The sequence below is a fragment of the Acinetobacter pittii ATCC 19004 = CIP 70.29 genome (assembly GCF_000369045.1).
GTDB classification, from domain to species: domain Bacteria; phylum Pseudomonadota; class Gammaproteobacteria; order Pseudomonadales; family Moraxellaceae; genus Acinetobacter; species Acinetobacter pittii.
Window position 1 is genome coordinate 304,619 of record NZ_KB849789.1, and the last position, 18,535, is coordinate 323,153.

Below are 18,535 nucleotides of genomic sequence, written 5' to 3' on the forward strand. Positions count from 1 at the left end.
GGGATTAAGGTTTGCTATCTAACACAGCTTTAGCTTGCGCATGGTCAATATCTTTTTCCCAGTGAGCAATCACTACGGTCGCGACACAGTTACCAATTAAGTTGGTACAGGCACGAATAATTCCAATAAACCAGTCGACTGAAAGTAGAAGCACTAAGCCAATTGCAGGGAGACTTGGTATCACTGAAAGTGTGGCTGCAAGAATAACTAAAGCCGAGCCTGGAATACCGTGAGCGCCTTTCGATGTAATGAGCGAAACCAGCAAAATAGCCAATAAGTCATGCATAGACAAATCAATATTGCAGGCCTGTGCAATAAAGATCACCCCTAAAGTTAAGTAAATTGAAAAGCCATCTAAATTAAAAGAATAACCAGTTGGAATAACCAAACCGACAGTTGAATCTTTAATTCCCAAATTTTTGAGCTTTTTCATAATTTGTGGAAGAACAGAGTCAGAAGAAGCGGTACCTAAAACAATAGCGAGTTCATCTTTAAAATAGCCCACAAATTTGAAAATATTGAGACCGGTAAGTTTTAAAATTGAACCTAAAACAATAACGACAAATAAAATGCAGGTTGCATAAAACAGTAAGACTAAATAACCCAATTGTAAGAGTGAATCTAAACCAAATTTGGCAGTGGTATAGGCCACTGAGCCGAATACACCAATTGGAGCTAATCGAATAATAAGTCCCATAATTTTAAAGAAGACTTCTGAAAAAGCTTCAAGCGCTTGACGTACCAGCTCTGCCAAATGTTTAGGAATTAAAAGTAGGGAAACACCAAATAAAATAGCGATCAATAAAACCTGTAAAATATCGCCGTTTGCAAAAGCAGCAGTGAAGGTTTTCGGAATAATATTGAGTAGAAATTCCGAACCTGTATGCATCTCGTGGGCACGTTCGGTATAGGTACTTAAATCTTTTGCATCTAAATGGCTAATATCGATATTCATACCGACGCCCGGTTTAAATACATAGGCCACAATAATGCCTAAAATTAAGGCAATAGTAGTGACCACTTCAAAATAAAGAATGGTTTTTGCACCGACTTTGCCCATTTTTTTAATGTCGTTTGCACCATAGATTCCCAGTACAACCACACAAAACACAATTGGTGCAATAAGCATCTTAATTAAAGAAATAAAACCATCACCTAATGGCTTTAGAGAAAGGGAGAAATCATGGAAACCGATTCCAACTGCAACTCCAAGAAAGAGAGCACACAGAACCTGTAAAAATAAACTACGCTTGAGCTTTAGCCACATAAGTCATCAATTTTAGCAAGAGGAAAATATCTCTCTCTAAAGCAAAAAGTCGGCCAACTATAAAATAAGCTGAGCGTTTTGGAAGAATATGCAAATTTCACATGACTATGCTTTGTATTGTTCAGTTTTTTTATAATTTTTTATCTAAAATCGAGTATCCTTAGCGCCAAATTTTTGGACATATTAATCATGGCGCTTAAAGCAACAATTTATAAGGCAGACTTGAATATTGCCAATATGGATGACCATATTTATGGTGATTATCAACTGACGCTTGCCTTGCATCCTTCGGAAACTTTAGAACGCTTAATGGTTCGTTTGATGGCTTTTGCCCGTTTCGCAAGTGATGAGCTTGAGTTTACTAAAGACCTTTTTGAAACTGATGAGCCAGCATTATGGCAAAAAGATTTAACGGGTCAGTTAGAAACATGGATTGAAGTTGGCTTACCGTCTGAAGATAAAGTCAAAAAAGCCAGTGCGCGCTGTAAAACAGTTGCTCTTGTTGTGTATGGCACACAAGTCGAAGACTGGTGGAAACGAAACAGTAAAATTAAAACGTTAAGTAACGTTCAGGTGTGGCAAATTGCTCCTCAAAGTACAGCAGAGCTTGAACAACTTTGTGAACGTACAATGCAGCTTCAATTAAATGTCATGGACAACGAGTGGACGCTTTTAGGTGAAAAGGGCCAGGCAAGTGTTGTGTGGACACAGTTACAGTAACATAGAAAAGCGCAACAAATTCTACAGATTCAGTTGGTACACTAAGTACCAATTGCGATTTTAAAGATTCAGATTAAGGGGTAAACCATGTCAAATGAATTAGAAATTATCGATTTAAAAGTAGGTGAAGGCAAAGAAGCGGTTAAAGGTGCTTTGATTACAACTCACTATACAGGTTGGTTAGAAGACGGCACAAAATTTGATTCTTCAATTGATCGCGGTAACTATTTTGAATGCGTGATTGGTACAGGCCGTGTAATTAAAGGCTGGGACCAAGGCATTATGGGAATGAAAGTTGGCGGCAAGCGTAAGTTAATTGTGCCTGCTCATTTAGCTTATGGTGAGCGTAAAATGGGTAAGATTATTCCAGCGAATTCTAATTTAATTTTTGAAATTGAATTATTCGATGTCAAAACTCGTGACTAGTGAAATTTAAAGCCCTTTAGGGGGCTTTCTTGTTTATATGAGCTTTAAATATAAATACATTATTAATTTATATTTTAGCTTTTTGAATATTTAAGATTATTTTCAGATTATTTGATTATAAATGCTGACTGAAAAACTGTTCATTTGCAGGCAGTGTGATATTAAGACCAAATTTCAAAAAGTTTGTGGCTTAACATCAAATTTCCCATAAATAATCTATATTGATATTGAGACGCTATTTCATGACTATCCGCTTTGCATCTCCTTTGTTGAACATATCACTTGGCTTGGCCTTGGCAGGTTTGTCAGGCATGGCATTAGCTAAACCACCTAAACTGGACGCTTCAACACTTACGGTGATTGGTTATCATGAAATTACCGATACTAAAAATGCATTAATTCCTCAATATGCAGTAACGACGCAACAATTTACACAGCATGTTGAATGGCTGCAAAAAAATGGATTCCATTTTATTACGGTTGATCAGTTGATCCGTGCTCATCAAGGTAAATTTCAACTACCTACAAAACCTGTTCTATTAACTGTAGACGATGGTTACCAATCTTTTTATCAAAATGCTTATCCTGTTATTAAAGCTAAAAAAATTCCTGTTGTCCTTGCAGTAGTAGGTTCATGGTTAGAGCCAAAAGCAGGGCAGAAAGTCGATTTTTCAGGGGAAGAAATTCCACGCGATAAAATCTTAAGCTGGCCTGAGCTGAAAGAAATGCAAGATAGTGGCTTTGTAGAGATTGCAAGCCATAGCTACCATTTGCACCGCGGTATTACAGGCAATCCACAAGGCAACTCTGAACCTGCTGCAACAACTCGTTTTTATGACGCTAAAACTCAAACTTATGAAAACGATGAACAGTATCAATCACGTATCTATAATGACTTAAAGAAAAATAACGAATTACTCAAAGCTCATGGCTTGCGTTCACCACGTATTATGGTCTGGCCTTATGGTCGCTATAATATGCAAACAGTTCAAATTGCTAAAAAGCTTGGTATGCCAATTACCATTACACTGGATGATGGGGCAGATCACGCGAAACAATCTCTACAAAATATGAGCCGTATTTTGGTAGAAGGCGATATGACGACTGATGATTTGGCTCAAGAAATTAAAAATCGTGAATTGAATTTAACGGATAACAACCGTCCGCAAAAAATTATGCATATCGATCTGGACTATATTTATGACCCGGATCCGAAACAGCAAGAACGTAATTTAGGTCATTTGTTAGACCGAATTAATGCGATGGGTGTAAATACTGTCTATTTACAAGCATTTTCAGATCCAGATGCGAATGGCTCTGCTGATATGGTGTATTTCCCGAACCGTCACATTCCAATGCGTGCTGACTTGTTTAACCGTGTTGCATGGCAAATTCAAACGCGTACGCCTGTGAGTCGTATTTATGCGTGGATGCCTTTATTGGCATGGGAACTACCAAAAACTGATCCAGTTTCTAAAGACTTAGTTGTGACAGAACAGGCAAAATCTGGTGAACACCTCAACATGGGTTATATCCGTTTAAGTCCATTTTCACCAGAGGCGCGCCAAACTATTCGCGAGATTTATCAAGATTTGGCGAAGTCATCTTCATTTAACGGCATTTTATTCCATGATGATGTCACCTTATCTGACTATGAAGATGCAAGCCCAGAAGCATTAAAAGCCTATGCAAAACAAGGCTTGCCAACAGATTTGGCAAAAATCCGTGATAACGATCAAGATTTGCAAAAATGGACTGCATATAAGACAAAATATCTAGATGATTTTGCAATGCAACTCATTGATGACGTGCGACAATATGAACCGTTCTTGCTCACCGCACGTAACTTATACGCGCAAGTTGCTTTAAAACCATATGCAGAAAACTGGTATTCACAATCGCTTGAAGAGTCATTAAAACGTTATGACTTTACGGCTATTATGGCAATGCCTTATATGGAACAGGTAGATAATGCCGATCAGTTCTATAAAGATATGGTTGATCGCGTGAAACAATATCCAAATGGCATTAAGAAAACCGTTTTTGAATTACAGGCAACTGACTGGCGTAAAAACGAAAAGGTACCTTCAACTGAAATGGCTGCAACAATTCATTCTCTTTATCAGCAAGGTGTAATGCATGTCGGATATTATCCAGATGACCCAATTAAAGATCATCCGGATGTGGACACTATGCATAAAGCATTTGCTGAAAAATCATCTCGTCTTGTGCCGTAGTTGAGGCTAAAACATGACAATCTTTGCTGCAATATGGTCGCATGCCTTAAAATTCGTTTTCTATTATCCATTATTCATGTCGTATTTATGGATGATTGGCGCGATCATTTTCTATTGGAAAGAACGTCAGGCTCCGCCTTACGATCAACCTGCTCCATTAGAGAGTTATCCAAAAGTCGCTGTATTAATTCCTTGTTTTAATGAAGGGGATAATGCAGAAGAAACCATTAGCCATGCATTAAAACTGGACTATCCTCATTTTGAAGTGATTGCGATTAATGATGGTAGCTCGGACAATACAGGAGAGGTACTCGACCGTTTAGCAGCACAACATGAAAAACTCCGTGTTGTTCATTTGGCTCAAAACCAAGGTAAAGCCATGGGGTTGCAAGCCGGAAGCTTAATGACCGATGCCGAGTTTTTAATTGGTATTGATGGCGATGCTTTACTTGACCCACATGCAGCAAAGTGGATGATTCGTCATTTTCAGGAAAATCCAACAGTTGCAGCGGTTACAGGTAACCCGCGTATCCGTACTCGCTCAACTTTATTAGGACGTATTCAGGTCGGTGAGTTTTCTTCGATTGTCGGCATGATTAAACGTGCACAACGTACCTTTGGACGCTTATTTACCGTATCGGGTGTAATTACCGCTTTTCGTAAGAGCGCTGTTCACCAAGTGGATTATTGGTCACCCAATATGTTGACTGAAGATATCGATATTACTTGGAAATTGCAGCGTGCAGGTTGGGACATTCGTTTTGAACCGAATGCCTTAGTCTGGATTTTAATGCCTGAAACTTTAAACGGTTTGTGGAAACAACGTTTACGTTGGGCTATGGGTGGGGCACAGGTATTAATTAAAAATATTGATGTGTTCACCAAGCCAAAATTAAATTTTTTATGGCCTTTAATGTTTGAGCTTTGCTTAACCTTAGTTTGGTCATATTTAATGCTCGCGATGGCTTTATTATGGTTGGTACATTTTATTTTACCGGTCCCTGCTTTAGCCGTTGTGAGCTCTCCATTTTTACCGTATGGTAGCGGTATTTTATTGGGGGCAACCTGTCTCATTCAGTTTGCTTTAAGCAAATGGATGGATAGTCGTTATGAACCACATCTAGGAAAAAACTATTTCTGGATGATCTGGTATCCATTGGTCTTTTGGCTAATCACCATCTCGGCAACTATTGTGGCATTTCCAAAAGTTTTAAAACGTGGAGATGAGAAACGTGCGCGTTGGGTGAGCCCGGATCGGGGCATTCGTGGATGAAATGCAAGAGTCATGAGATTTTAAAGATCGTGCTGTATTGATGTCTGGGGAAAACCACAGCACTTCGTTAGGTAAAGAGAGAAATGAAGACAAATTCGTTGATTATTGATTTACGCCGTCAATTACCATGGCATAAACGCTATGCTTCTACAACAAGCACAGCCATGATGTGGGCGGTTTGGTTGTTGCTGTGGCGTCCATTTGTACTTATCTGGGTTTTGGCTGAACTCCAAAAAACACATTTAGTTCACCGTTTGTTTAGTGCCTTTGGTTTGGGCATTGAACATGGCATTACTGCGTTAATTGCTTGTGCAATTTGCTTATTGTTGTGGAGTCATGTGCTGCCTGAGCATCGTGTTGGCGGTAATGCGCTTAAAGCAAAACAGACAGAGGATTATGCGCGCTATTTTGATTTACCTGAACATGAAATTGAACAGGGACGTAGTCAGAAAATTACAGTCGTTCACCATGATGAGCTAGGTAAAATCGTTAGAGTTGAATAAAGCCAATTAATAAAAAAAGCCCGCATCGTGTGGGCTTTTTTTTATGCTAATTTCAGTATATCCATAAGCTTTAAACTGTAGAGCGCAGTGCTTGAGCAGGTATTATTTACCTTTAAAAACAGGAGGTCTTTTTTGCAACATGGCAAATACACCTTCTTGAACATCTTCTGTTGTGAGCAAAGGTTGAAGATGGTTTTGTAATTGCTTAAAGGCAACCCCGTAACCTTCGTTAATAGCTTCGCGAGCAGAGGCGAGAGTTGCTTTTACAGCAAGAGGAGCAGCTTGTGAAACATGTTCAGCAAGTTCTATTGCACGGTTGAGCTGAGAGCCTTCTGGACATATTTCGGTAATCAGGTTCATATCAAAAGCTGCTTGAGCATTAAAAGAGTCACCAGTGAGTAAATAGCGCATGGCTTTGGCCCAACCCGCGGCTTGAGTAAAACGGGCGGTTGCTCCGCCAAAAGGTAAGATGCCACGTTGAACTTCCATTTGAGCAAATTGTGTATTTTCACTCGCAATCGTAATATCTGCGTTGAGGAATAGTTCTATACCAGCTGTATAACAATAACCTTGTACTGCCACAATCAAAGGTTTACTGAGCTTTCGACCTACAGTGCCCCAAGGGTTAATTTCATTTTCACTAAAATCAAAAACACCTGTAGCGAGTTTAGGTTGTAACTCAACTAGGTCTAAACCAGCTGTAAAATGATCACCATGAGCAAAGATAACCGCACAGCGCAGGGCATCATTATTTTCATATTCGGTGATCGCTAGTGATAAGTCTTTAATCATGTGACTATCAAAAGCATTACGTTTTGCTGCCCGATCTAGGCCAATTAAAAAAATATGTCCGCGAGTTTCACGGCTGACTTTTCCTTCTTGATTTGACATATTGTCATGCTCTTTATTTGTCTTTAATCATGTTTTAAACAATCGTTTAAAAACTAGCAAATATAATTTGTTCGCGACTCGATCGGTATTTCTTTTGTCTGTGCATTGAAATAAATCGATGACATTAGAAAAGAGTAAAACCTCAGCCAACGTCAATTTGCATAATTTATTTAAATTAGCAGTTTGCTTCGCTTTATATTTTTCTCATAATACCTCGTCAAATTGATCTCAATAAGCAGCTGTTTTTATGTCACCTCTAGAAATCTTTGCGGTCTTGATTAGCCTGATTGGAGTCGGATTAACGGTAATCCGTAATATGTGGTGTTGGCTGTTTAATTTCTTTGCCTTTGTTTTATATGCCTATTTGTTTTACGAATTTAAGCTATATGGCGAAACGATTTTGCAGTTCTTTTTTATGGTCGTAAATTTTTATGGCTTTTACTACTGGCTTAAGGGAAAGCAGCAAGATCATGACATTCGTATAGAGCCAATAGCTCCTAAAGTTGCAATTTTTCAAATGATCATTGCCGCGGTAGGTGGTTTACTTTTTGGTTTGATACTTAAAAACTTTACCGATGCAGCGGTGCCTATGCTCGACTCACAACTTGCCGCATTTAGTTTGCTTGCAACGTATTGGACCAGCCGAAAACATATTGCGACTTGGATACTTTGGGTATTTGTCGATATTATTTATGTCGGTATGTTCATCTATAAAGATTTATTTTTAACAGCCGCTTTGTATGCAGCATTTGTTTTGATGGCAGCTTATGGTTGGTATCAATGGGAAAAGGTTAAAAAGAAACAGCTTTTAGCCTCAAACCAGCTTTAATTTGGAGTGTGATCATGTTGTTGAGCTTAGAGGTCTATAAACAACAACAGTTTGATCAAATGGCTGCAAAAATAATGGCCAAGCCAAAACAGTATTGTGAATTTAATTCTGTATCAGATTTTTATAACGCTGCATGGCTTAAGAAATTTCCACAAGGCAGCCAGATTTCTGCTACCGGTTTAGATGATGGTGCCGAAGAGTTTTATGCAATTATTCAGTTTAAAGAGCAGTATTTAAAGTTTGATATTAAAGAGCATCATTCGATACTTGTTTTTCAGGATATGAATGGGAACGTTTTTAAAAATAACTTTTAATTTATGAAATAAACTGCCATAAAAAAGCGACTTAACGTCGCTTTTTTTAATAAATAAATTTGGAAATTTTATTTGCTGTTTCAACAACTAAACTTGCGATATCTTCTTTAAATGTTCTTTCATCATAAGTCGTAATTGGACAACTTACAGAGATAACAGCCACCATTTTACCATTTGACTGTTTAAAAATAGGCGCCGCACAGGCTGCCATATCATGGTTGTAATGACCCCAGCTCACCATAGTTTTTTGAGTTTTTACGAAAGAGAGTCTTTGCAATAAAGCTTTTAAATTGGTTGGCGTCAGTTCAGAGAAACTGTCCCAATCACTAAAATTGCGGTAACGCTGACGTACTTCAGTTTCAGGTAAATCAGATAAAAGCATTTGACCAATGACGGTTGCATGGGCAGGCCAGCGAGTTCCTAAGCTAATGTTGCTCGTAAAGGTTCCCATCGACTGGATATTATTTACAAAGACAATATGAGTGCCTTCTAAAATAGAAAGATGTACCGCGAGTTTGGTCTGGTCACGTAGTTCTTTCATTAAAGGTGTCGATAAATCAAGTAATGAAAGTTTAGATAAACTGTTAAAACCAAGTTCCATAACTTTTGAATCGAGAGCGTAAGTTTTTTGAGATGCTTTTCTTAAATAGCCACAAGATTCGAGTGTATAGATCAGACGAAATGCACTAGAACGGTTCACTTCTAAAATTTCAGCAATTTCTGTAATGGTCATTTCTTGCGCTTGTTGGTTAAATGCTTGCAAGATAGCTAAACCCCGTACAAGTCCGGGTACTAAATATCGATCATCATTTTTTGTTGTTTCCGATTCTTGCGAATCTTCATCAATTGCTATGCTCATTCGTGTCATTTTCCTATAAATAAAACATGATTCAATTTGGGGCATGCTGCTTTATTTTATAACTATTGTAATTGTTAAAAATGTATAAAACAATTTTTATATTTAAAACTTTGTTTCCTTCTTGAAACGTAACAAAATATTTAAAAATTAATAAACCAATGAATTTTATATTTATTTTTACTTTGACAAAAAATGATCAAGGGGATTATGCTTAGCTTGTGTTTTGAAAATCAAATTATGTTTTGTATATAAAACAAAATGAGGACGCAAGGTATGAGTTGGATCTCAGTTTGTCAGCAGGGTGACGTTAGCGAAGATGAGCCGAAAGCCATCGAAATTGAAGGGAAAAAAATAGGCGTATTTTTCGTCGATGAAAATTACTTTGCTATCGAAAATGTTTGCCCTCATGCGTATGCCTTATTAACCGAAGGATTTATCGAAGATCAGACTGTTGAATGTCCATTGCACGAAGCAATTTTTGACATTCAGACAGGTGAGCTAAAAAGTGGACCCGGGTGTAGAAACCTATGTACGTACCCAGTTCGTGTTGAAGGACAGGATATTCAAATTCAACTCTAGTCCTCACATGTACAAGGAAGCAGAACAATGAAGACATTTAATGAAAAGTTGGCAAGCTGGATTCATGCAACGCCGGCAACCGAAGCAGGTATCAACAATATTCAAATTCCAGGTCAATCTGAATTGTTGGTTTGGCAAACACGTTATAAAGAACCAACTCTCTATGAACAGGATTTTGTAAAAAACTTGATTCAGGCATTTTCTGCGGGCGCAACAGAGTTAGATGACGTTGTTTCTGCACTTAATCAACAGGGTTTCCGCTGTGAATCTGGTGATGAATGGACTTCTGCAAGCTTTACAGAAGAAATGCAACGTTTAGGTTATTGATTCAGGGAAGAATAAAATGAACGCAATCGTATCAACTTCACAAAGCGCTGAAGAATATTTAGAACTTGGTTTACGTGACCAATGGCATCCGGTTTTGGCAAGTTGGGAAGTCGCTGCTAATCCAGTCGGAATTACCCGTTTAGGCGAAAATATTGTGGTTTGGCGTGATGCCGAAGGTCAGGTTCATGCACTTGAAGATCGCTGTCCACACCGCGGTGCTCGTCTTTCCCTTGGTTGGAACTTAGGTGACCGAGTTGCTTGCTGGTATCACGGTGTTGAAGTTCGTGCTGATGGTGTGGTTGCCGATGTACCAGCAGTTCATGAATGTCCAATGACCGGAACTAAATGTTTAAAGAACTATCCTGTCATTGAGCAACATGGCGCAATCTTTATCTGGTTTGGTATTGATGCAAATGAACAACCAGCACCGCTTGAGTTTCCAGAACAACTTGCAAGCGAAGAGTGGAGTGCGTTCCTTTGCCAAGCAGACTGGAAAGTAAACCATCAATATGCGATTGATAACGTGATGGACCCAATGCATGGGACCTATTTACATGCGACATCACACTCGATGGCAGATGGTGAACGTACTGCAGAGATGAAGCACCGCACGACCGATAATGGCTTTGTTTTTGAAAAAGAAGGTCAAACAGGTGTGAACTTCGACTGGGTTGAATATGGTTCAACTGGTGCAAGCTGGTTACGTCTTTCAATTCCTTACCGTAAACAATTTGGCCCAGGTGGTGAATTTTGGATTGTAGGTTATGCAACGCCGATTGATGCCAATAATACTCGTGTATTTTTCTGGCGCTGCCGTAAGGTAAGTGGTTGGCAACGTAATGTATGGCGCTTCTTATATCGCAATCATTTAGAACAGTTGCATTGGGATGTATTGGAACAAGACCGCATTATTTTAGAAAACCTTGCGCCAAATGCGCGTGAAAAAGAGTTCCTCTATCAACACGATGTGGGTCTTGCACGTTTACGCCGTTTAATGAAAAAAGAGGCTGAAAAGCAATTAAAGAAAATTGCTGCGCTAAATGCATCAAACCGTATCGAGATGCAGGAAGAAGCTCATGGCTAATGTAGCGTTGTTGCAAGGCAAAAAAGTTTTAGTGACTGGTGCTGCGCGTGGTTTAGGCCGAGATTTCGCTCAAGCGATTGCCGAAGCTGGCGCTGAAGTTGTGATGGCAGATATTTTGTCTGACTTGGTGCAACAAGAAGCACAGGCGTTACAGCAACAAGGGCTAAACGTTCATGCTGTCACCGTTGACCTTGCCAATGCAGACTCTATTGAAAATGCGGTTGCAAAAAGTGTGGAAGTATTACAAGGACTAGACGGACTTGTGAATTGCGCGGCACTGGCGACCAATGTCGGTGGAAAAAATATGATTGATTACGATCCTGAACTTTGGGATCGGGTCATGAATATTAATGTGAAAGGCACATGGCTCATCAGTAAGGCATGCGTTCCCCATTTAAAGCAATCGGCTGCCGGCAAGATCATTAATGTTGCTTCCGATACAGCACTTTGGGGTGCACCAAACCTGATGGCTTATGTTGCAAGTAAAGGTGCAATTGTTGCCATGACGCGTTCAATGGCAAGAGAGTTGGGACAATCTAATATCTGTGTCAATACATTGTCACCGGGCCTTACTCTGGTTGAAGCAACCGAGTATGTGCCTCAAGAACGTCACGATTTATATGTCAACGGAAGAGCGATTCAACGTCAGCAACTTCCACAAGATTTAAATGGAACAGCATTGTATCTACTGTCGGATTTGTCCTCTTTTGTGACAGGTCAAAATATTCCGGTCAATGGCGGTTTTGTCTTTAACTAAGGAGTAGTCAAATGATTACAGGGATCGAGATTTTAAAGTTTGGAGTTGAAGATAGAGCCGCTTCAAACAAGTTTTTGGCAGATTTTGGTTTAAGCCAAAGTACTTCGGATATTGAAGGCACTGATCTTTACCAAACTCAAAATGGTAGCAAGATTTATCTATTTAATTGTGATGATGAGCGTTTGCCGACTGCTATTGAACAAGGTTCAACTTTACGTGAAGTGATTTGGGGCGTTGATAGTGCTCAAGACCTTGAAGACTTGGCAGCTCGTTTGGCCGATGTAGAAGGTTTTAAACGTACTGAAAATACAGTTCAGTGCCTTGACCCAAATGGCATGACCATTCGTTTTGAACAAAGCTTTGTTAAAGAAGTACCTGAACTTAAAACGGAAGGTATTAACCAATACGGCAATATTCAACGTGTTAATGCAGCAAGTCCTGTCTATGAAAAAGGTCAACCTGTTGCGATTGGACACGTGGTGTTTTTCACACCGGATTTGGCAACAACTGAAAACTTCTATATTGGAAAAGTAGGCTTTCATTTATCGGATGCCTATAAAAATCGTGGTGCTTTCTTACGTTGCCGCGGTGAAGGTTATCACCATGATTTATTCTTGCTCAGTGTTCCAAATAAACCTGCTGGCTTAAATCACGTTGCGTTTGTAGTACGTGATATCCATGAAGTGATTGGGGGCGGTTTAAATATGAATCGTTCGGAATGGTCAACTTTCATTGGTCCGGGACGTCACCCAATTTCTTCTGCGTATTTCTGGTACGTCAACTCACCATTAGGTGGTGCATTTGAATACTACACCAACGATGATTATTTGACAGAAGAATGGCAACCACGTGTAGAAGAACATCGTCTAGAGCTTTTCACTGAATGGGCGATTGAAGGTGGTCTTGATGACACAACCCGCCGTCAGGTGAAGCCTGTTTAACAGGTATTGCTTTACAAGGAAGATGGCTATGGAAAAGATCGTAATTGTAGGTGCCGGACAGGCAGCGGGTTGGGCAGTAAGTACCTTGCGTCAAAATGGGTATGTGGGTGAAATTCACGTGGTTTCAAATGAAGATCAAGTGTTTTATGAACGTCCGCCACTGTCTAAGCAAGTACTTTCAAAAGAAGCAACTTATGAAAGTTTGAATCTGTTCTCACCTGAACAGGTTCAAGAGTTCAACGTTCAATGGCATAAACCGGAAATTGCAACAAAAGTCGATCGTGAGCAAAAACAGGTTCATTTAGAAAGTGGTCAGATTTTGCCGTATGACAAATTGCTGATTGCAACTGGAAGCCGTGCGCGTGTACCCGTCAATACATGGCAGTTCATTCCAAATGTTGTGACTTTACGCAATGTGCATGATTGTGAACGTTTGGCTGAAATTTTAAAGAATGCAAAAAATGTCGCTGTGATCGGTGGTGGCTGGATTGGTTTAGAAATTGCTGCAACTGCACGTAAGCAAGGTAAAGATGTTCATATTTTTGAATATGGCGATCGTTTATGTGCAAGAAGCGTGAGTCCGGAAGTTTCTGCATTTTTAAAAAATATGCATGAGACCCAAGGCACAAAAATTCATTTAGACAGCAAGAGCCTTCACTTAGTGGAAGCACCAGATCAAAAAGTTGAAGTAGTGAATCATCCTCAACATAGCCAGTTATTTGATTGTGTTGTAGTGGGTGCAGGTGCCGAAATTGCTAAAGAATTAGGCGTGCATGCTGGGCTCGATGTGAAAGATGGCATTGTGGTGAATTGTTTTGGGCAAACTTCAGATCAAAACATTTATGCTGCAGGTGATGTCGCTATTCATCCGGGCTTGGGTTATTGCATTCAGTCTTGGGCAAATGCACAAAATCAGGCAATTGCAGCAGCAAAGTCGATGCTCGGAATTGAAACTGAATATAGCGATATTCCATGGCTTTGGTCAGATCAATATCACTTTAATATCCAGATTTTAGGTACGTATCAACCTGAAAAAACGAAGGAAGTAGTCATTCGCCAAGGCGGTGAAGATCAGGTGAGCTATTTATATCTGGACCATGAAAATCGTTTGCTCAACATGATTGCCATTAATGACTCGAAGCTAGTCAAACTGGCAAAACGTTGGATGCAAGCTAACACCGTTTTAGATCCAAAACTATTAGCAGATGCTGAATTTAATGTCATGAAGTTAAAACCGTAAACATTAAATCTGGTTCTCATTACCAAATCGAAGGAATGACACATGAGTAATGAAGAGAAAAGTGGATTGAAGCATTGGGTACCTGCTTTTGTCCTTATGGTGTGTGTGGTACTGGCGTTTTTCGACAAGATTAGTATTGCGGTTTTATTTTCAGATCCTCATTTTCAAAGTGCAATGGGAATTGCTGAAGATAAGGCCAAGCTCGGATGGCTCATGACAAGTTTCTTACTTGCTTATGGTTTTTCATCAGTCTTTCTAAGCTTTTTGGGTGACATTTTTAACCCAAAGAAAATGCTGTTCTGGAGCGTAACATCGTGGGGCGTACTCATGTTTTGCATGGGGTTCACCACTAGTTATTCAGGTATGTTGATTTTGCGTGTATTGCTTGGTTTAGCAGAAGGCCCATTATTTGCCTTGGCATATACAATTGTTAAGCAGACTTATTCAGACCGTCAGCAGGCACGTGCTTCTACTATGTTCTTACTTGGAACGCCAATAGGTGCATTCCTTGGGTTCCCAATCACGGCAAATGTTTTAGCTCACCACGACTGGCACACCACTTTTTTTGTGATGGCTGCGCTAACCCTGATTGCGATTTTTAGCATTGTTTTTGGTTTACGTAACTTGCAGCTCAAGAAAACTGTCGAAATTGAGGGCGAGAGTAAACGCACCAACTTCAAAGGTCACATTACCAATACTAAATTGCTGCTCAGCAACAGCGCATTCTGGTTGGTTTGTCTCTTTAACATTGCATTGATGACGTATTTGTGGGGCTTAAACAGCTGGGTTCCTTCTTACTTAATGCAAGACAAAGGATTCAATCTCAAAGAGTTTGGGATGTATTCAAGCTTTCCGTTCATTGCCATGTTAATTGGCGAAATTATCGGTGCATTTTTATCTGACAAGTTAGGCCGCCGCGCGATTCAAGTATTTAGCGGTTTATTACTCGCGGGCATCTTCATGTATGTGATGGTCATAATGACTGAGCCACTATTGATTATTGCTGCCATGTCTTTAAGTGCTATGGCGTGGGGTTTTGGAGTAGCAGCGGTATTTGCTCTGCTTGCAAGAGTAACGACCTCAAATGTAGGGGCGACTGCGGGTGGAATATTTAACGGTTTGGGTAATTTTGCAAGTGCAATTGCGCCTGTTCTTATCGGTTACATCGTGATGCAAACACATAGTTTTAATTTAGGAATTACCTTCTTGGCTGCTGTCGCTGTCATTGGGTCGTTGTTCTTGGTTCCTCTTTTAAAACGTTATTAATTCACTGTATAGGAGTTTAAAAAATGACTACACAACAATTCGAATCGTGGGCACAACCAGAGGGTGCTTCTTTAGAAGATTGGTTAAACACACGTATTGCTCGCTTTGAGACACGTAAATACGACTTCGATGCTTTGAAGTTCCAAGCAGATTACGACCCGAAATATCGCCGTGCACAAATGCGTTACATGGGTACGGGTGCAACAGGTGTTGCAAATGACGGTAACACCGTTCCAGCAGAAAACTTCACGTTTTCAACCATGGTTCTACCACCACAGTGTGAAGGTCCTTTGCACATTCACCACGATGTTGAAGAAGTTTTCTTTATGCTTCGCGGCGAAATTGATTTGTTCATTGAGCACAACGGCGAAAAATTTGAAACCCGTTTAAAAGAGCGTGACCTGATTTCAATTCCACCGGGTATTTACCGTGGTCTATTTAACCCAGGTCAAGAAGATGCCTTGATGTGTGTGATGTTGGGAACAGGTAAACCAACCATTCCGAACTATCCACCAGAGCATCCGTTGTCTCAAATCAAACGTTAATTGTTTGATGAAGTGAATGAAGGAAAGAATTGAAAATGATGACACTCATTGAAAAGTTAGCAGAATTTCCGGTGAAAACCGTTACTGTTCAAGGCCAGCAGCAAGCCTATCGGGAAGCCGGTCAGGGCGAGTACCTTGTGCTGTTGCACGGCATTAGTTCAGGTTCTGCTTCATGGGTAAACCAACTTGAAGTGTTGTCTCATCATTTTCATGTCATTGCCTGGGATGCACCAGGCTATGGCAAATCAGATGAACTTTTAACTGATCAGCCCAATGCGACCGACTACGCAAAGCGTTTGGCAGCATTGTTCGATGTTTTAAAAATTGAAAAAGCAATAGTGGTGGGACACTCATTAGGTGCCTTACAGGCCAGTGCGTTTGCTGCACTTTACCCAGAGCGAGTGAAACACTTGATTGTTGCTAACTTAGCTCAAGGCTACCAACGCCACGATGAGCAGACACAAATTCAGGTTTTTGAAAAAAGACCAAAAATGTTGAAAGAACTCGGTGCTAAAGGAATGGCTGAAACCCGTGGACCTCATTTGATTTATAAACAAGAGCCACAGGCCTTAGCTTTAGTTTCAGAGGTGATGCAGCAATTGACCCTACAAGGTTTCACCCATGCATCGTACTTACTGGCATATGACGAAATACGTAATTACTTAACCGATTTAAAAGTCCCATGCACAGTGATTGCAGGGCAGCAAGATCAAATCACTCCTGCGTTAGGTATACAAGAGCTTGCTCAGGAATTGCAGTTGGAACAGCGCTTCGTCATAGAAGATGCAGGACATTTAAGTTATGTCGACCAACCGCAAGCATTTAACCAAATTATGTTGACGATTCAGGAACAATCGTAAGAGAGATTAAGGATTATGAGCTTCCAAGTTGAAGGAAAAGTTGCAGTTGTTACCGGTGGCTCATCTGGGATTGGGCTGGCTGCTGTTGAAATACTGGTTGCAGAGGGTGCAAAAGTTGCTTGGTGTGGTCGCGATGAAGAACGTTTAAATGCTTCTAAGCACTATATTTTAGAAAAATTTCCACATGCCAATATTTTTACCAAAGCATGTAATGTGTTGAAAAAACAAGAAGTTCAGCAATTTGCCAAAGAGGTCAAACTTAATTTGGGCAATGTGGACATGCTCATTAACAATGCTGGGCAAGGCCGTGTTTCAAATTTTGAAAATACGCAAGATGAAGACTGGATGAAAGAAATTGAGCTGAAATATTTCAGTGTTTTACATCCGGTAAGAGCTTTTCTTAACGACTTAAAACAGTCGGCAAATGCCTCAATTACCAATGTGAACTCATTACTGGCATTGCAACCTGAACCGCACATGATTGCGACTTCATCTGCACGCGCTGCACTTTTGAACTTAACCCATTCTTTGGCACATGAGTTTACTCAATATGGCGTTCGTGTGAACTCGATTTTACTTGGAATGGTCGAATCTGCGCAGTGGAAACGCCGTTATGAAACCCGTTCAGATTTAAATCTGTCATGGGAAGAGTGGACAGGCAATATCGCAAAAAATCGTGGCATTCCTATGCAGCGCTTAGGCCGTCCAGAAGAGCCTGCACGTGCATTAGTTTTCTTGGCATCACCATTGGCATCTTACACCACAGGTTCGGCAATAGATGTCTCGGGTGGTTTTAACAAACATTTATAAATATCAGGTGCTGTCATGAAAAAGTTGATGATGATTGGTTTTGGCGCAATGGCAGCAGAAGTGTATGCCCACTTGCCTCAAGATCTGCAACTCAAATGGATTGTAGTGCCATCTCGCAGTATTGAAAAAGTGCAGTCACAAGTCTCTTCCGAGATTCAGGTGATTTCAGATATTGAGCAATGCGATGGTACGCCAGACTATGTCATTGAGGTGGCAGGTCAAGCAGCAGTGAAAGAACATGCTCAAAAAGTTTTAGCGAAAGGTTGGACCATTGGGCTGATTTCGGTGGGTACTTTGGCTGATAACGAGTTTTTAATTCAGCTTAAAAAAACTGCCGAAAAAAATGATGCACATCTGCATTTACTTGCAGGGGCTATCGCAGGCATTGACGGTATTTCTGCTGCTAAAGAAGGTGGTTTGCAAAAAGTCACTTACAAAGGCTGCAAAAGTCCAAAAAGCTGGAAGGGCAGTTATGCAGAGCAATTGGTCGATTTAGACCATGTTGTTGAAGCTACAGTCTTTTTCACTGGAACTGCCCGTGAAGCTGCGACCAAATTTCCAGCCAATGCCAATGTTGCAGCAACCATTGCACTTGCAGGACTTGGTATGGATGAAACCATGGTTGAGTTAACTGTTGATCCAACCATCAACAAAAACAAACACACCATTGTGGCAGAAGGTGGCTTTGGGCAAATGACCATTGAACTGGTGGGCGTGCCATTGCCAAGTAACCCGAAAACATCAACTTTGGCTGCGCTTAGCGTGATTCGTGCTTGTCGCAACAGTGTAGAAGCAATACAGATTTAA

General features: G+C 40.3%; 21 protein-coding genes. 18 read left to right on the top strand and 3 right to left on the bottom strand.

Annotated elements, in window-relative coordinates:
- Positions 1 to 4: 4 nt before the first annotated feature.
- Positions 5 to 1,267 carry a C4-dicarboxylate transporter DctA gene (dctA, locus tag F928_RS11880; RefSeq protein WP_005075395.1) on the bottom strand — a complete coding sequence of 421 codons (1,263 nt, stop codon included), beginning with the start codon at positions 1,265 to 1,267 and terminating at the stop codon, positions 5 to 7.
- Between the two features lie 189 nt (positions 1,268 to 1,456).
- Here dctA and yaeQ point away from each other — a divergent pair, with 189 nt between their 5' ends.
- From yaeQ to pgaD, 5 genes are all read left to right on the top strand, one after another.
- Positions 1,457 to 1,987 carry a YaeQ family protein gene (gene yaeQ / locus F928_RS11885; RefSeq protein WP_005075397.1) on the top strand — a complete coding sequence of 177 codons (531 nt, stop codon included), beginning with the start codon at positions 1,457 to 1,459 and terminating at the stop codon, positions 1,985 to 1,987.
- Between the two features lie 87 nt (positions 1,988 to 2,074).
- Entirely contained in the window at positions 2,075 to 2,413 is a 339-nt protein-coding gene (gene fbp, locus F928_RS11890; protein WP_002117532.1) for an FKBP-type peptidyl-prolyl cis-trans isomerase, read from the top strand.
- A gap of 242 nt (positions 2,414 to 2,655) precedes the next feature.
- The gene (pgaB, locus tag F928_RS11895; protein WP_005075399.1) at positions 2,656 to 4,650 is read left to right on the top strand and encodes a poly-beta-1,6-N-acetyl-D-glucosamine N-deacetylase PgaB; all 1,995 of its coding nucleotides are present in this window, start codon (positions 2,656 to 2,658) and stop codon (positions 4,648 to 4,650) included.
- A gap of 13 nt (positions 4,651 to 4,663) precedes the next feature.
- Positions 4,664 to 5,923: a poly-beta-1,6-N-acetyl-D-glucosamine synthase gene (gene pgaC, locus F928_RS11900; RefSeq protein WP_002117710.1), complete on the top strand. Its 1,260-nt coding sequence runs from the start codon at positions 4,664 to 4,666 to the stop codon at positions 5,921 to 5,923.
- A gap of 83 nt (positions 5,924 to 6,006) precedes the next feature.
- The gene (gene pgaD, locus F928_RS11905) at positions 6,007 to 6,426 is read left to right on the top strand and encodes a poly-beta-1,6-N-acetyl-D-glucosamine biosynthesis protein PgaD (protein ID WP_005075401.1); all 420 of its coding nucleotides are present in this window, start codon (positions 6,007 to 6,009) and stop codon (positions 6,424 to 6,426) included.
- A 102-nt stretch (positions 6,427 to 6,528) separates the two neighbouring features.
- On the opposite strand, the gene F928_RS11910 is transcribed toward pgaD, so the two are convergent.
- Complete coding sequence (locus tag F928_RS11910) at positions 6,529 to 7,317, bottom strand: crotonase/enoyl-CoA hydratase family protein (RefSeq protein WP_005075403.1); 789 nt, start codon at positions 7,315 to 7,317, stop codon at positions 6,529 to 6,531.
- A gap of 247 nt (positions 7,318 to 7,564) precedes the next feature.
- On the opposite strand from F928_RS11910, the gene pnuC reads away from it, so the two are divergent.
- Positions 7,565 to 8,146, top strand: a complete 582-nt coding sequence (gene pnuC / locus F928_RS11915) for a nicotinamide riboside transporter PnuC (RefSeq protein WP_005075405.1) — start codon at positions 7,565 to 7,567, stop codon at positions 8,144 to 8,146.
- Between the two features lie 14 nt (positions 8,147 to 8,160).
- Entirely contained in the window at positions 8,161 to 8,460 is a 300-nt protein-coding gene (locus F928_RS11920) for a hypothetical protein (RefSeq protein ID WP_005075406.1), read from the top strand.
- A gap of 46 nt (positions 8,461 to 8,506) precedes the next feature.
- Here the strand turns inward: F928_RS11920 and F928_RS11925 are convergent, their stop codons facing one another.
- Positions 8,507 to 9,319 carry an IclR family transcriptional regulator gene (locus F928_RS11925; protein ID WP_005075410.1) on the bottom strand — a complete coding sequence of 271 codons (813 nt, stop codon included), beginning with the start codon at positions 9,317 to 9,319 and terminating at the stop codon, positions 8,507 to 8,509.
- A gap of 273 nt (positions 9,320 to 9,592) precedes the next feature.
- Between F928_RS11925 and ndoA the strand changes: the two genes are divergently transcribed.
- Genes ndoA through nadX form a run of 11 tightly spaced genes read left to right on the top strand, consistent with a single transcriptional unit; the run spans position 9,593 to position 18,535 of the window.
- A complete protein-coding gene (ndoA, locus tag F928_RS11930; protein WP_002117586.1) occupies positions 9,593 to 9,898 on the top strand; it encodes a non-heme iron oxygenase ferredoxin subunit in 306 nt (101 codons plus the stop codon).
- Positions 9,899 to 9,925: 27 nt separating this feature from the next.
- Entirely contained in the window at positions 9,926 to 10,225 is a 300-nt protein-coding gene (locus F928_RS11935) for a recombinase-like helix-turn-helix domain-containing protein (RefSeq protein ID WP_005070730.1), read from the top strand.
- A 16-nt stretch (positions 10,226 to 10,241) separates the two neighbouring features.
- Positions 10,242 to 11,309 (top strand): aromatic ring-hydroxylating oxygenase subunit alpha, encoded by a 1,068-nt coding sequence (locus F928_RS11940; protein WP_005070727.1) that lies wholly within the window; start codon positions 10,242 to 10,244, stop codon positions 11,307 to 11,309.
- Positions 11,302 to 12,066 carry an SDR family oxidoreductase gene (locus F928_RS11945; protein WP_005070723.1) on the top strand — a complete coding sequence of 255 codons (765 nt, stop codon included), beginning with the start codon at positions 11,302 to 11,304 and terminating at the stop codon, positions 12,064 to 12,066. The genes F928_RS11940 and F928_RS11945 overlap by 8 nt, the downstream gene beginning before the upstream one ends.
- A gap of 11 nt (positions 12,067 to 12,077) precedes the next feature.
- Complete coding sequence (gene mcpII / locus F928_RS11950; RefSeq protein ID WP_005075412.1) at positions 12,078 to 13,007, top strand: VOC family protein; 930 nt, start codon at positions 12,078 to 12,080, stop codon at positions 13,005 to 13,007.
- A 28-nt stretch (positions 13,008 to 13,035) separates the two neighbouring features.
- Complete coding sequence (gene thcD / locus F928_RS11955) at positions 13,036 to 14,247, top strand: NAD(P)/FAD-dependent oxidoreductase (protein ID WP_005075414.1); 1,212 nt, start codon at positions 13,036 to 13,038, stop codon at positions 14,245 to 14,247.
- 42 nt (positions 14,248 to 14,289) lie between these two features.
- Positions 14,290 to 15,513, top strand: coding sequence for an MFS transporter (locus tag F928_RS11960; protein ID WP_005075416.1), 1,224 nt, complete (start codon positions 14,290 to 14,292; stop codon positions 15,511 to 15,513).
- Positions 15,514 to 15,536: 23 nt separating this feature from the next.
- A complete protein-coding gene (locus F928_RS11965; protein WP_002117566.1) occupies positions 15,537 to 16,058 on the top strand; it encodes a cupin domain-containing protein in 522 nt (173 codons plus the stop codon).
- Between the two features lie 35 nt (positions 16,059 to 16,093).
- Positions 16,094 to 16,918, top strand: coding sequence for an alpha/beta fold hydrolase (locus F928_RS11970; RefSeq protein ID WP_005075418.1), 825 nt, complete (start codon positions 16,094 to 16,096; stop codon positions 16,916 to 16,918).
- A 15-nt stretch (positions 16,919 to 16,933) separates the two neighbouring features.
- Positions 16,934 to 17,728, top strand: a complete 795-nt coding sequence (locus tag F928_RS11975; RefSeq protein ID WP_005075421.1) for an SDR family oxidoreductase — start codon at positions 16,934 to 16,936, stop codon at positions 17,726 to 17,728.
- A gap of 15 nt (positions 17,729 to 17,743) precedes the next feature.
- Complete coding sequence (gene nadX, locus F928_RS11980; protein WP_005075423.1) at positions 17,744 to 18,535, top strand: aspartate dehydrogenase; 792 nt, start codon at positions 17,744 to 17,746, stop codon at positions 18,533 to 18,535.